The 14093-nt window shown below is 60.5% G+C and carries 14 protein-coding genes; 6 read left to right on the forward strand and 8 right to left on the reverse strand.

Annotated features, from left to right (window positions below):
- Positions 1-36: 36 nt before the first annotated feature.
- Positions 37-717, reverse strand: a complete 681-nt coding sequence (locus KQI82_RS11440) for a cysteine hydrolase family protein (protein ID WP_216632876.1) — start codon at positions 715-717, stop codon at positions 37-39.
- Between the two features lie 233 nt (positions 718-950).
- On the opposite strand from KQI82_RS11440, the gene KQI82_RS11445 reads away from it, so the two are divergent.
- A complete protein-coding gene (locus tag KQI82_RS11445) occupies positions 951-1493 on the forward strand; it encodes an O-acetyl-ADP-ribose deacetylase (protein ID WP_216632877.1) in 543 nt (180 codons plus the stop codon).
- Between the two features lie 33 nt (positions 1494-1526).
- Here KQI82_RS11445 and KQI82_RS11450 read toward each other — a convergent pair whose 3' ends face one another.
- From KQI82_RS11450 to KQI82_RS11460, 3 genes are all read right to left on the reverse strand, one after another.
- A complete protein-coding gene (locus tag KQI82_RS11450; protein ID WP_216632878.1) occupies positions 1527-2675 on the reverse strand; it encodes a GGDEF domain-containing protein in 1149 nt (382 codons plus the stop codon).
- A gap of 212 nt (positions 2676-2887) precedes the next feature.
- Positions 2888-4222, reverse strand: coding sequence for a glycosyltransferase (locus tag KQI82_RS11455; protein WP_241426700.1), 1335 nt, complete (start codon positions 4220-4222; stop codon positions 2888-2890).
- A 26-nt stretch (positions 4223-4248) separates the two neighbouring features.
- Positions 4249-6033: an ABC-F family ATP-binding cassette domain-containing protein gene (locus KQI82_RS11460; RefSeq protein ID WP_216632880.1), complete on the reverse strand. Its 1785-nt coding sequence runs from the start codon at positions 6031-6033 to the stop codon at positions 4249-4251.
- A 110-nt stretch (positions 6034-6143) separates the two neighbouring features.
- Here KQI82_RS11460 and KQI82_RS11465 point away from each other — a divergent pair, with 110 nt between their 5' ends.
- On the forward strand, positions 6144-7025 hold the full coding sequence (locus KQI82_RS11465) for an RluA family pseudouridine synthase (protein WP_216632881.1): 882 nt from the start codon (positions 6144-6146) through the stop codon (positions 7023-7025).
- A 155-nt stretch (positions 7026-7180) separates the two neighbouring features.
- Here the strand turns inward: KQI82_RS11465 and mnmL are convergent, their stop codons facing one another.
- Complete coding sequence (mnmL, locus tag KQI82_RS11470) at positions 7181-8071, reverse strand: tRNA modification radical SAM protein MnmL/YtqA (RefSeq protein ID WP_241426701.1); 891 nt, start codon at positions 8069-8071, stop codon at positions 7181-7183.
- Between the two features lie 299 nt (positions 8072-8370).
- On the opposite strand from mnmL, the gene KQI82_RS11475 reads away from it, so the two are divergent.
- The 3 genes from KQI82_RS11475 (at position 8371) to KQI82_RS11485 (ending at position 11449) form a co-directional block, all read left to right on the forward strand.
- Complete coding sequence (locus KQI82_RS11475; RefSeq protein ID WP_216632883.1) at positions 8371-9102, forward strand: hypothetical protein; 732 nt, start codon at positions 8371-8373, stop codon at positions 9100-9102.
- 5 nt (positions 9103-9107) lie between these two features.
- Entirely contained in the window at positions 9108-10385 is a 1278-nt protein-coding gene (locus tag KQI82_RS11480) for a methionine gamma-lyase family protein (RefSeq protein WP_216632884.1), read from the forward strand.
- A 137-nt stretch (positions 10386-10522) separates the two neighbouring features.
- Complete coding sequence (locus KQI82_RS11485) at positions 10523-11449, forward strand: EamA family transporter (protein ID WP_216632885.1); 927 nt, start codon at positions 10523-10525, stop codon at positions 11447-11449.
- Between the two features lie 39 nt (positions 11450-11488).
- On the opposite strand, the gene KQI82_RS11490 is transcribed toward KQI82_RS11485, so the two are convergent.
- The 3 genes from KQI82_RS11490 to KQI82_RS11500 are packed head-to-tail and all read right to left on the reverse strand — an operon-like array spanning position 11489 to position 13528.
- On the reverse strand, positions 11489-12373 hold the full coding sequence (locus tag KQI82_RS11490; protein ID WP_216632886.1) for an SIR2 family NAD-dependent protein deacylase: 885 nt from the start codon (positions 12371-12373) through the stop codon (positions 11489-11491).
- Positions 12297-13103: a protein-ADP-ribose hydrolase gene (locus KQI82_RS11495; RefSeq protein WP_216632887.1), complete on the reverse strand. Its 807-nt coding sequence runs from the start codon at positions 13101-13103 to the stop codon at positions 12297-12299. The genes KQI82_RS11490 and KQI82_RS11495 overlap by 77 nt, the downstream gene beginning before the upstream one ends.
- Positions 13104-13126: 23 nt before the next feature.
- Positions 13127-13528: a pyridoxamine 5'-phosphate oxidase family protein gene (locus KQI82_RS11500; protein ID WP_216632888.1), complete on the reverse strand. Its 402-nt coding sequence runs from the start codon at positions 13526-13528 to the stop codon at positions 13127-13129.
- A 211-nt stretch (positions 13529-13739) separates the two neighbouring features.
- Here KQI82_RS11500 and KQI82_RS11505 point away from each other — a divergent pair, with 211 nt between their 5' ends.
- Positions 13740-14060: a winged helix-turn-helix transcriptional regulator gene (locus KQI82_RS11505; protein ID WP_216632889.1), complete on the forward strand. Its 321-nt coding sequence runs from the start codon at positions 13740-13742 to the stop codon at positions 14058-14060.
- The last annotated feature ends 33 nt before the right edge of the window (positions 14061-14093 follow it).

The following is a 14093-nucleotide window of genomic DNA, read 5'->3' on the forward strand; positions in this document are numbered from 1 at the left end:
AAAGAGGGCCGCGGATTTCATTCCGCGGCCCTCTTTTTATGAAATTGACAGCGCCTCCAGCAGCTCCGCCGTATTGATGACATGGCAGTAGAGGTTATTGAGGATCTCCAGCTCATGGTTGTGTATCTCCTCCGTGGCGGCCATGCAGGCATCCTCGATCAGCCAGACCCGAAAGCTCTCGTCCGCCAGGCTCCGCACGGTGCTGGACACACACTGGTCCGTCAGCACACCGGTCACCACCACCGTGTCAATGCCCATGTTGTGGAGCAGCAACCGCAGATTCGTACCCGTGAGGGCGCTTTCCGTGCCCTTGCACACCACAATCTCGTCCGCCGCGGGCGCTAACTCCGCCACGATCTCCCCCCTGGGGTCCCCCTCCACCGTGTAGGAGGCGTTGAACCCGGTGCCCTTCTGATTCAGCGACCGGTCGCTGCCGTCCCTCTTGTGGGTCACCACCTTGGCAAAGCAGACGTTCATCTCCAATCGGCGGAAGGTCTCCAAAATCGTCTGGTTGTTGGGAAGCACCACTTCCTCAATCTTCCGGTAAAATGGCTCCCAGCGCAGCTGCTCCCTTTCGCTTCTCCCCAAGGGGCGGCTGATCTGGCTGTACTGCATGTCAATGACCAGCAGCGCCGTCCTTGGCCGGTCGATGCGGACGGCCCCGATGTCGTCGTCCATCTCATAGTAAAAGGAAAGGTGTCTGTCGTTGACACGCATACTCTCACACTCCTCTGATCTTTGCCGTGGGTGGACTTCCCGGTTATCCACCCACGCGGCCGCTCCCTGCCGGACGCGCCGCTTCGTTGGCTCACTGCTACATTCACATCTGCATGAACCCATAAAAAACAGCCGTGTACGGTTATTATACCGCATTCCGGCCCCGGTGAAAAGCTTGTTTTTTTCCCCGCAGCTGATTATACTGAGAAAGAGCAGCAGAAAGGGGCGGCTATATGGGAAAATTAGAGCTTGTTTTGGGAGACATCACCTTATCGGATGCCGACGCCATCGTCAACGCGGCAAACACCAGATTGTTAGGCGGGGGCGGAGTGGACGGTGCCATCCATCGCGCCGCGGGACCGGAGCTTCTTGTGGAGTGCCGGACCCTTCACGGATGTGAAACGGGACAGGCCAAGCTCACAAAGGGCTACCGGCTGAAGGCCGGATACGTCATTCACACGCCGGGCCCAGTGTGGCGGGGCGGCGGCTGCGGCGAGGCGGAGCAGCTCTCCTCCTGCTGCTACCGTTCCTGCCTGGAGCTGGCGCAGCAATACGGCTGCCGCAGCGTGGACTTCCCCTCCATCAGCACGGGAATTTTCGGTTATCCCATGGCCCAGGCCGCCACGGTGGCGCTGCGGACCATCATGGACTTTCTCTCCAGTCATCCCCTGCCGGAGCGGGTGCGGATGGTCCTCCACAGTGAGGACGCCCTTCGTGTCTATCAGCAGACCTACAACATGTGGTACGCCTGCGACAAAAGTCAACGGCTCTCATAACGCATCAAAAGGAGGGGCACGCCCCTCCTTTTTTCATTGCTGCGTCTGAAAGACTTTGATCTGATTCTTCTCCTGCTTCGCCTCATAGAGGGCGGCGTCCGACTCCCGGATCATCTGAGTGGGCGTCATTCCCGCCCGGTAAGCCGCAAGGCCAAAGCTGGCGGTATGAAAGGGGAGCTTCTCCCCCTCCGCTTCCAGTGCCGAGGCATACCGCTCCTGAATATGGCGGCAGGTCTCCACCGCCGAACCCATCTCCTGTCCCCGGAACAGGATGCAGAACTCATCACCGCCGAAGCGGAAGGGTCTGGCGCCGTCACCGCAGACCTGGCGCAGCACGCCGCCGAAAATCTGAAGGCACTGGTCCCCTTTTTGATGGCCATAGGTGTCGTTGACCTGCTTGAAATTGTCCAGGTCCAGCATGGCCAGCTGATACGGCACGCTGTCACAATCCTTCAGCATCTCGTCAAACGCCCGGCGCAGGCCGTGCCGGTTTTGAATCCGGGTCAGGCTGTCAATCAGCATCTCCCGACTCAGCCGCTGCCGCTCCAGCTCCTTTTGGATGCTGACGTCGTTCTTCTCCTTTTCGATGTGGATCACAATGACGCAGGCCGCGTAAAATACCAGCAGCAAAACCATGGACATGACAAAGTCGGTATACTCCGTCGCTGTGGCAGTCACGTCGACCCGCATCGGGTCCCAGCGGATCCAGAGGTCAGAGACCGCCTTTGCAATCACCGAGCAGGTGGCCACCAGCGTGGTCAGGGTCAGATTACCGTAGGCGGTGGTCATCAGCATGGGGATCGTGAACACGATATAAAGCGCGTCAAACAGGCTGTGGGCATTGTATACGCTGAATCCCGCCGCGGCAAAGCAGAGGGACACCACGTAGATTTTTACGGTATCGGAACACTTTGTGCACCGTTTGACCAAAAAGCTGGCAAGCACACAGAGGAAATTCACCCCCGAGGGGATCAGGATGTATTTCCACACGTAAATCTCTTTTGTCGTGCTGATCAGCCCTGCCCGGTCCATCACAAAGAACATGGCGATCTCCATCGCAAAGGTGAACAGTGCCAGACCGAACAGCGCCTTGAAATGCAGTCCCATCCACTTTCGGTTGATCCGGCGGTACTCCGCCTGAATAACCTCCACATTTGTGATTTCCTGATCGTTATGCGACATAGGCCTCTCCTGTCAATCTCACATTTGTTTAGGATAGTATAGCAGATTTTCCTATCTTGTCATGTGTTTTTTTATAATTTTACAGAGAATGGCAAAAACAATCGTTTTTCCCACATTCTGTAACCCTCCGCACTTCCACAGCAGGTTTCTCCTCTCCTGCGTCGCGCCTGCCGCAAGGAAAAGAGAGAGCCCCCCGGCTCTCTCTTGTTCTCTCATAAATAGCGGTCCAAGTACTGCCAGAAGCTCTCCGCCATCCGGCCCATGGTCTCCCGCTGGCGAAAGCGCAGCTCCTTCAGCTCACCCACAGGGTCCGCCCGGAAGTCCCGGGCCTTTTCCACGGCGGTCATCAGCTCTCCGGCGGCCTTCAGAAATCCATCAAACACACCGGGGTCCTGCTCCAGCTCGCCCCGGCGGTAGCGCTCCAGCACCACCTCGTACCGCTCCGCCGCCCGTGCCACGCTTTCCTCCCAGGAGAGGTACAGGTCGTTCATTGCATTTTCACCGATCCGCGCCATGGACTCCGGGTGATCGCAGGCCCGCAGAAGCATGGCGGACATGGACTCCGCGTTCTCCTGGATCAGCAGTCCGTTGCGCCCGTCGCTCACGCCCTCCGCCGCGCAGCTGCCCCCCACCAGAACGCTGCCCAAGCCGCAGGAGGCGGCCTCCCGCACCACAATCCCATTGGTGTCATAGGTGGAGGGGAACAGGAACAGGTCCGCCCGGCAGTACCAGGCCCGCAGCGTCTCCCGGTCCCGGATGGCGCCGGTGAAGATGCACCGGCCTCCAAGCCCCACCGCCTGGGCATATTCCTCCACTTCCTGGCGGTCCGTGCCGTCGCCGATGAACACCATGCGGAACTCCTGCCCTGCCGTGCGCAGACGGGACAGCGCGTCCACAATAATCCGGAGGCCCTTGTACCACATCATGCGGCCCACAAACAAAAATACCGGGACCTGAGGCGGCAGGTCATATTGGGCGGTGACGGAGCGGACTTCTGCCTCATCCACCCGTCCCCGGGGGAACTCCACGCCGTTTTCCATAACCACGTAGTCCCCCTGGTATCCCAGGCTGCGCAGGTTTTCCCCCGCGCCCCGGCTGACCACCCAGACCTCGTTGCAGGCCTGGACGTTCATCACCACCACCTTGGCGATCTTCTCCTGGAGAGAGGGGTGGTCGCCCACGATCTTGGCAATGTCCACGTCAAACTTGGTGTGATAGGTGAAGACCACCGGCACATCGATGGCCGCCCGCAGGGTCCTTGCAAGGAAGGTGGATACAAAGGGGCAGTGGCTGTGGATCAGGCTGATGTCCGCCTCTTTCAGCTGCCGCATGGCCTCCACGGAAAAGGGATACCCGGCCCGGTAGCCCACAAGGCGTGTGGTGTCAAAGCTGCGGTAGCGCAGCACCGGGAAGGGGAAATCGTCCCTGGCCTCCGGATTGTATGGGGTGGCAACGATGGCATTGCCGTGGTTTTTCTGGATAAACGTGGCGTAGTTTACCACTGTATTGGCCACGCCGTCGATCAGCGGCGGGAATGAATCATTCATCAGGCAGATTGTTCTCTTTTGTTCCATCAAAAGCTCCTTTCCTGCTGTGCCTCAATCCTCTCGGCAAGATCGCTGAGGTACATCCATCGTTCCATTGCCTGGTCCAGAAGTCCGCTCAGCTCCTCCTGGCGGCTCTGAAGCTCCTGCAACCGCACATAATCGCTGCCGCATCGCTCCATCTCCCCGCCACATGCCCGCAGCTGCTCCTCCAGGCCGGCGATTCGCTCTTCAATTGTCTCGTACTCCCGCTGCTCCTGATAGGAGAACTTCAGCTTCCGGCGGCGCTCCCTTGGCGTCTCCGCCCGCTCCGGCCGCTCCTTTGCCGTCTCCTCCTCCACCCGCTTTTCCACATAGTCGGAGTAGTTGCCGCTGTAGCGGCGCAGCTCTCCCTCCGGGCGGACCTCAAACATGGAGGTGGCGATGCGGTCCAGGAAATACCGGTCATGGGACACGGCTAACACCGGGCCTGAAAACCCATCAAGGTAATCCTCCAGGATCGCCAGCGTGGTCACGTCCAAATCATTGGTGGGCTCGTCAAAGAGCAGCACATTGGGCGAGGCCATGAGGATGGACAGCAGGTACAGCCTCCGCCGCTCGCCGCCGGAGAGCTGGCCAATGGACACGGACTGCAGATCCGCAGGGAACAAAAACCGCTCCATCATCTGGGAGGCGGAGAAGGTCCCCTCCTCCGTTTTGACCTCCCCGGCGATCTCGTGGATGAAGTCATAGACCCGCTGGTTCAGGTCCAGCTCCCTTCCCTCCTGGGAAAAGTAGCCGATCTTCACCGTGGCCCCGCGCTCCACGGCGCCGGAGTCCGGCTCCAGATCGCCGGCGATGAGCCGCAGCAGCGTGGACTTCCCCACGCCGTTGCGCCCCACAATGCCGATGCGGTCCTCCCGTCCCAGGCCGTAGGAGAAGTCCCGGAGCACCGTTCGGCCGTCGAAGGACTTGGAGACGTGGGACAGCTCAATGATCTTCCGGCCCAAGCGGGCGGAAGCCGACGCCATCTGAACGGAACTGTCCGTCTCCGGCGCGGAGCGCTGGCGCAGCTCCTCATAGCGCTGGATCCGGTCCTTGCTCTTGGTGGACCTGGCCCGGCAGCCCCGCATGATCCACTCCCGCTCGGTGCGCAGAATGGACTGGCGCTTGCGCTCGCTGGAGCGCTCCATCTCCTCGCGCTGCTCCTTCAGCTCCAGGTACTTGGAGTAGTTCGCCTCATAGTGGTACAGCTTCCCACGGGAAACCTCGGTGATGTGGTTGGCCACCCTCTCCAAAAAGTATCGGTCGTGGGTCACCATAATGAGCGCTCCGGAGAAGCGGGCCAACCGCTGCTCCAGCCAGGCCACCATTTCGCTGTCCAGGTGGTTGGTGGGCTCATCCATCACCAGCACATCCGCCGGGTGCAGCAACACGGCGGCCAAAGCCACCCGCTTGCGCTGCCCGCCGGAGAGGGTGCCCACCCGCTGATCAAAATCCGTGATGCCGAGCCGGTTCAGCATGGCCTTGGCCTCATATTCATTGAGGGCGCGAAACGAGTCCGGCATGTGCAAAAACACCTGCTCCAAAACGGCGGCTTCATCGTCCATCACGGGATTTTGCGGCAGATAGCCAACCTGCACATTGGGGTTGCGGGAGATGGTGCCGCTGTCCGGCGTCAAATCACCGGCCAGAATCCTCAGCAGCGTGGACTTTCCCGTCCCGTTGATGCCGATGACCCCCACCTTGTCCCCTTCATTCAAAAATAAACTCACATCCTCCAGAAGCTGACGGCTGCCAAAGTTGATGGAGAGATGTTCCGCAGAGAGCAGCATATGGAATACGCTCCTTTTTTGATCTAACTAAAATAGTATACCATAAAATCTCTGGTCTTTCCACCTGAATTCTGTTAAACTGTCTCCAGTTGGAAAAAGGAGGAATCGCTATGCGTGCGCTTGCGCTCACCATCCGCCGGGAGCAAAGTGGAAAAACCGTGAAAGATGTGCTCCGCCGGGAGCTGAACCTCTCCTCCCACCAGCTGGCCCGGCTCAAGCGCCGTCCGGACGGCATCCTGCTCAACGGCGCGCCGGTCTTTGTCACGCATCCCGTAGAGGCGGGAGACGTCCTCCAGATCGAAATCGGCGATCCTCCGGCCCGGGCCATTGCGCCTCTGGACATCCCGCTCCACGTGGTCTATGAGGATGAGGACCTGCTGATTTTGGATAAAAGCGCCGGTATGGCAGTCCACGCCTCCTCTTTGACGCCGGACACACCCACCGTGGCCGGCGCTCTGGCCGGGCGCTGGGAAGAGGGGTTTATATTCCATCCGGTAAATCGTCTGGACAAGGGGACCACCGGGCTGATGGCCGTGGCAAGAAGCGGCTATGTCCACGACCGGCTCCGGCTCCAGCTGCACAGCGGGGAGTTTTCCCGGGAGTATCTGGCCGTGGCAAGAGGGCATCCGGAACCGCCCTGCGGAAGGATTGACCTGCCCATCGGCCGGGACGAATCCTCCGCCATCCGGCGGTGCATCCGCCCGGACGGGGACCGCGCCGTTACCGTCTATGAGACGCTGCGCCGCACGGAGCGCCACAGCCTGATACGTCTCCTGCCGGAGACGGGCCGCACTCATCAGCTTCGGCTCCACCTCGCAAGCGTTGGGCATCCGCTGGAGGGCGACTGGCTCTATGGAGAGGGAGACAGTCCGCTCATCGGCCGGCCGGCCCTGCACTCCCATGTGCTGCACCTGCGCCACCCCATCACGGGAGAGGCGCTCCGCTTCACCTCGCCCCTTCCGCCGGACATGGAGTCTCTTCTATTGATATAACGCCTCCCGGACCGGAACTTCCTCAAATCCCGCGCCCGGGAGCTTTTTTTGCAGCGTGCAGCGGCAGTCTGCAAAAGCCCACATGGCGCGCCGCGGTGGAATACCAGCGCAGAGTCAGAGACGACGCGCAAAGGCTGCGCCCGCCTTTCACGATCTCAAAGCTCCGACCCCTGCACCAAATCGTCTCTTAAAAACGATGCCCGGATGGCGTTCAGCACCCGCTTTTTATCTCCGCTCCATAGCGGAGCAATCAGGTCCTTCTTTGCCCCGTCCCCGGTGAGGCGGTTAATCACCACCGACCGGGGAAGGCGCCGGATGCACCGCTCCAGGGCGGAGATGTACTCCTCCAGCTCCATGGTCCGGAATACGCCCCGGCCATACTCCTCCGCCAGATCGGTGTTCCGGAGCACGTGGAGCATATGGAGCTTGATCCCCTCCGCGCCGGAGCGGCCGATGTACTCCGCGGTCCGGACCATCTCTTCAGCGCCCTCTCCCGGCAGACCCAGGATCATGTGGGTGATCACCTCGGCGCCAATGCGGTGCAGCTGTTCTACCGCTTCGTCGTACTGTTCCAGCGGATAGCCCCGGCGGATGTACTCCGCCGTCGCCGGGTGAATGGTTTGAAGACCAAGCTCCACCCAAACCGGTTTTTTCCTTCTCAGGTCCCGGAGAAGGTCCAGCACTTCGTCTCCCAGGCAGTCGGGCCGTGTGGCAACGGACAGCGCCACCACATCCTCCGGCTCCATGGCATCAGTGAAGAGCCGGCGCAGCGTCTCCACAGGGGCGTAGGTGTTGGTGTAGTCCTGAAAATAAGCCACATACGCTCCGCTCCCGGCCTTGGCTGATACTCTGGCCTTAGCTTGGGCCAGCTGGTGCGAAATGGGGCCGTGGGCCGCAAAGGCCCCCGCTCCATCGCAGAAAATGCAGCCCCGGCTTCCCACAGTGCCGTCCCGGTTGGGGCAGGTGCACCCGGCCGACAGCGCCAGGCGGTACACCTTGCAGCCGAACCGGCTGCGCATCTCCTCATTGAAGCTGTGCAGATACAACTTGATTCCTCTTTTCCTGAGTATGAACCTTTTTCGTGTACACGAGTCCAGTTTGTTTTTACCGTCAGTGCGGCCTCCGCATGAAATGAGGGGCCATCGCTGCACTGTAACATGATACCACAGTCGCAGAAGGCCGCTATGGTATATGCATGAAATCGGACATACCGCCGCTATGCGGTTATTATACCAGATAAAATCAACCCTTGCGCGCATCTTGCAATCGCTTCCTGATTGTGGTAAAGTTTTTAATTGCGGTTTTCCGTAATTATATTGGAAAGGCAGGTGGTTTTGTGACGCTTATGGACTATTATCTGCAATTTTGCGGTGAGCTCTGCGAAGGGACGCTCTCCCCGCCCGACGGCATTGCGCTCAGCGCTGAAACGCCGTGGGAGCGGGCCGTGGAATTGCAGGGTCTGATCCGGGACATTCCCTCCTTTGTCCGCGCCTGCGCCCAGATCAAGGGCGAGGCCATCCCCCAGTCCCTATTCGACAGTTTCCGGGAAGAGGATGTCCAAAAAGCGCTCTCCCAGATCTCCCTGGATGTGGAGGACGAGCCCCCAAGAGCGCCCGATTTAAAGCCCCACGCCTTAGAGGCCCTTGCCGCCAGCGTAATGTTGGAGGAGGGTCTGACCGAATATCTCATCGACATCCTCCGCCGGGGCGACGACCTGTCCTTTTTCAGGCTCTCCCAAGTGGCGGCAAGGGCGGATATCAGCCCCCGGGACTTCCTGTACTGGCTGGGCCACAAGGAGGACTACGCCGATGAGGAGGAGCGCTCCTGCGCGGCGCTGTACGACGGACTGATCCGCCGCCTGCTTCAGGAGGACCGGCGGGAGCTTGCCGCCGCTCTTCTCTCCGGAGATCAGCGGACCTATGAGGCCTTCCGCCGGGAAACCCCGGAGCTCTCCCGCGACAGCCGGACCACCTACCAGTGGTTCTGCGACTGCTATCTGGACCGCTGCTACCCCCTGCGGGTGATGCTGCGGGCCAATGGAATTACATTCCCTGATGATTTAGGGGAAAAGGACTGATTGACATGCATCACATTTATCAGCAGCTTGGGGTCTCCCCGGCTGTCTATTCCTACGGCGAAAAACTTCTTGCCTCGCTCAAAGAGCGGTTTGAGCAAATCGACTCCGTGGCCGAGTACAACCAGTGCAAAGTCCTGGCCGCCATGCAGAAGAACCGGGTCAACGCCACCCACTTTGCCGCGACGACCGGCTACGGCTACAACGACGACGGCCGCGACAACTTAGAGCGCGTCTACGCCGACGTGTTTCACACCGAGGCGGCGCTGGTCCGGCCCCAAATCACCTGCGGCACCCATGCCTTGGCGGTGGCGCTCAGCGCCAATCTGCTGCCCGGCGATGAGCTGCTCTCACCGGTGGGCCGCCCCTATGACACCTTAGAGGAGGTCATCGGCATCCGGGAGAGCAAGTGCTCTTTGAAGGAGTACGGCGTCACCTATGCCCAGGCGGATCTGAAGGAGGACGGCTCCTTTGACTACGACGCCATCCGCCGCGCCATCCTCCCCCGCACCAAGCTCATCACCATCCAGCGCTCCAAGGGCTACGCCACCCGTCCTTCCTTCTCTGTAGAGCAGATCGGGGAACTGATCGCCTTCTGCAAGTCTGTCAAGCCGGACGTCAAGTGCATGGTGGACAACTGCTACGGGGAATTTGTGGAGCTGCAGGAGCCCTCCGACGTGGGGGCGGACATGGTAGTGGGCAGCCTCATCAAAAACCCCGGCGGCGGACTGGCCCCCATCGGCGGCTATATCTGCGGCAGCCGGGAGTGCGTGGACCGCTGCGCCTACCGCCTCTCCGCCCCCGGCCTGGGCCAGGAAGTGGGCGCCAACTTAGGGCTGATGCCGGCCCTCTACCAGGGCCTCTTCCTCTCCCCCACGGTGGTCTCCGGCGCGCTGAAGGGCGCCGTCTTCGCCGCCAACCTCTATGAAAGCCTGGGCTTTTTCTGCGTCCCCAACGCCTCCGAGCCCCGCCACGACATCATCCAGGCGGTGACCCTGGGAAGCCGGGAGGCCATGGTGGCCTTCTGCAAGGGCATCCAGGCTGCGGCGCCGGTGGACAGCTATGTCACGCCGGAGCCCTGGGCCATGCCGGGCTATGACGCCGAGGTCATCATGGCCGCCGGAGCCTTTGTGCAGGGCAGCAGCATCGAGCTCTCCGCCGACGGCCCCATCCGGCCGCCCTATGCCGTGTATTTCCAGGGGGGGCTCACCTGGTATCACGCCAAGTTGGGCATTCTCATGTCCGCCCAGAAGCTGCTGGAGGCCGGTCTGATCCGGCTTCCCTGAGAGGGCGCAGCCCGGCTCTTTTCGATCTTGTTAGGGCAAAGGGTTTTCAAGGACCCTTCATCGCCATCCGCCGGCTACACGCCGGCACGGCGTTTTCAGCGCAGCAAAAAAATTTAATCGATTCAGGAGAACTATCTATGTGGTTTTGGCTTTCTCTGGTCGCTCTTTTGTGTTGGAGCGGCTCCGACCTGTTTTCCAAGATTGGCTGCCGGGACGGCAGCGATAAGTACAGCCATCTGAAGATGGTCATGGCGGTGGGCACGGTCATGGGCCTCCATGCCGCCTATGAGATCTTTGTGGGCGGCACGGTCATCACGCTCCAGATTCTTTTGATCTACCTGCCCGTCTCGTTGCTGTACATCGGTTCCATGACCTTGGGCTATTTGGGCCTGCGGTACATTGAGCTTTCCATCTCATCGCCCATCTGCAACTCCTCCGGCGCCCTGGTGGCCGTGCTGGCCATTGCCACCGGCGGAGCCTCGGACTATCCCCCTCTGGCTCTTGCCGCCGTGGCCCTTGTGTGCATCGGTGCCATCGGCCTCGGCGTGGTGGACGCCCGGGAGGATGAGTCCCTCCGGGCCGCCCGGCAGGAGGCCGGCAACTACAAATACGCCAAGAGCGCTCTGGCCCTGGCCCTTCCGGTGGCCTACTGCCTGTTGGACGCTCTGGGCACCTTTGCCGACAACCGGGTGTTGGAGGTATTAAGCACCATGGTGGAAAATTATGAGGACAGCGCCAACGCGGCCTACGAACTGACCTTCCTGCTGGCCGCGGTCCTCTGCTTCCTCTATGTGGTGGTCATCAAGCGGGATTCCCTTGTTCCAAAGGCCGAACTGCCCAAGTATACCGGCGCCGTATTTGAAACCGCCGGCCAGTTCGCCTACATCTACGCCATCGCGGACACCCAGCATCTGGCCATGTCCGCCCCCATCATCTCCTCCTACTGCGCGGCCTCTGTGCTCTGGAGCCGCCTTTTCCTCAAGGAAAAGCTCTCCTGGAAGCACTACGGCATGATCGTGCTGGTGGTGGCCGGCATCTTTATCATGGGTGTCTTTGACCTGTAATGAAATAATCCCCCGGGAGTAACCTCCCGGGGGATTGTTCTATTCCGCGCCGCCGTCCGTGATCTCCTCCAGCGTCTTTTTGATATCGGCTCCGATCCAGAGCGCCCGGGACGCAATCTCCTCCGGCAATGGCCAGGGCTCCGGATTGATACAGGCATATACGGCGTCAGGATTTTCCAGGGTGAGCCGCCAAAAGGGGTATTTAATGATGGCGGGCGTGTTTCCGCCTACGCCAAGCTCCAGATAAACCACCCGCCCCGTCCTGTGCCGGCTTAAAAAGTCCATACACCGCGTCTGGGTCGCATACCACGCGGCGTCCTGGACAAACCGGTCGTCACAGCGCAGGTGCATGGTCAGGGGGCGGCCGCAGACAGGGCACCTTGGAACCAACTCCCCCGGAATCCGCATATTCCTTTGCAGCTCCACCATCCGCCGGACCGACTCTTCGTTTTTGAAGGTCCTCTGGCAGCAGGGCAGTGAGCACTGCCAGAGCCCGTAGTCGCCCTGTGTGGCAAATATCCGCTTTTCATCGAATCCGGTGTCCTGAAAGCAGTGATCCACATTGGTGGTAAGCACAAAGTATTCCCTTCTTCCCACCATCTCCAGCAGCAGCCGGTAGGCCTCTCCCACCGGCCGGTCATACCGGTTCCAGTAGATGTGTCGGCTCCAGTAGGCCCAGTACTCCTCCAGCGTTAGATAGGGGTAGAAGCCGGCTGTGTACATGTCCGGGAAGTGGTATTTCTCAATGAAATCTTCAAAATGCGTTTCAAACCGGGGTCCCGAATAAAGCAGGCCGGACGAGGCGGAGAGGCCCGCGCCCGCACCCACCACGATGGCCTCCGCGGTTTCAACCGCCTGCTTCAGCCGTTCGGTCGGGGTCCAGGAGGGCTCGGTAAATGCGCTCGTCTTTTTCCTGGAATACATTGAAAATCACCTTCATTTCGCTTCCGGTCTCATCAAGGAACTCCTGCACAGTCCGCACCGCGATCTCCGCGGCCCGCTGGTTGGGGAAGTGAAACTCCCCTGTGGAGAGGCAGCAAAAGGCCACGCTTCGGATGCCCCGGCGCTCCGCCAGCTCCAGACAGGAGCGGTAGCATTTTGCCAGCGTCCGGCACTCCTCCTCCCGCAGCCGCCCCTGGACGACGGGTCCCACCGTGTGCAGCACATAAGGGCTGGGCAGGTTGTACCCCGCGGTGAGCTTGGCCCCTCCGGCGGCCTCCGGATGGCCCTGAGCTACCATGATGCGGCTGCATTCCTCCCGGAGCTGAAGCCCCGCCGCCGAGTGGATGGCGTTGTCGATGCAGCCGTGGCAGGGGCAAAAGCACCCCAAGAGTCCACTGTTGTCCGCGTCCACAATGGCGCCGGCGGCAAGGCGGGTGATGTCTCCCCGCCACAGCACAAGGCGGGGATCCCGGGCCGTGGGAGGCAGGTGTTCAGCGTTCACCACGCCCTTCTCCCCCCGTTCCGCGCTCAGCAGCTCGTCCTGCAAGTCCAAAAACGCCTGGCTCAGCCCTCCCGGCGGCCGCAGATTCATCAGGCCGCGCAGAAGCCTCCGCTGCCCGGCCTCCGGGAATTCGGCGGCCTGATCCCTGTATTCCGGCATCTCCTCCAACAAAAGTTCATTGAGACAGCGGATTCGCTCCATTCGGTTCATCTCTTTGCCTCCCCGGCTCTTTTTTACAGGCTATACTCCTCAGGCGGGTTGCCGGAAAAGTCGGCAATGACGGCGTGGGCGCCCTCCAGGTAAAACACCTCGAAGATAGGGTTGTCGGCGCTCTGGTACTGATCCTTGACGATGGGGTTGGCCATGCAGCCCTCCTTCACCGCCCGGTTGTTCTCAAATACAGCCTTCCCGCTCAGCCGGAGCCAGGCGTAGTCCGGACTGGACACCGTGACCTCCACATAGGGGTTGGCCCGCATGTCCAGATACACGTCCTTCGTGTGGTTGGTGCAGAACCAGAGCTTCCCATCCTGTTCCAGGGCGAACATAAAGGGGCGGCATTTGGCCTTTCCGTCCCGGCCGACAGTGGCCAGATACTGGACCGGATTTTCCTGCAAAAATTTAACGACTTCGTTCATGATGTATGCCTCCAGTTTCATTCTGTGCTTTGGGAAAGCGCTGCTCTCCCGGTACAGCCACATCATAGGTCGGAACACCCAGGTTGTAAAGTAAGCACTTTTTTGTGGTATAGGCACCGGTTGGATACCATTGCACAGCTCCGGCTTTACAACCGGCGCGGGTTGGTGTAAACTGTCCTTTGTTAAAAGCAGCAGAAAAGGAGTGTGCACGATGGCAAAGGAACTCCCCGCCTGCCCGGTGGAAACCACCCTGATGCTGATCTCCGACCGTTGGAAGGTTTTGATCCTGCGGGACCTGATGGAGGGAACCCGGCGGTTCGGCCAGCTGAAAAAGTCCATCGGCACCGTGTCCCAAAAGGTGCTGACCGCCAATCTGCGGGAGATGGAGGCGGACGGCCTGCTCAGCCGCAGGGTCTATCCGGAGGTGCCGCCCCGGGTGGAATACACCCTGACGGAGACAGGGTACAGTCTGAAGCCTGTCCTGGACGCCATGACCGAGTGGGGCACGGGCTACCAATCCAAACACGTCTGACCAAATAAAGAGCCCCATCCAAAAATGGATGGG

Source organism: Dysosmobacter acutus (genome assembly GCF_018919205.1).
GTDB classification, from domain to species: domain Bacteria; phylum Bacillota; class Clostridia; order Oscillospirales; family Oscillospiraceae; genus Oscillibacter; species Oscillibacter acutus.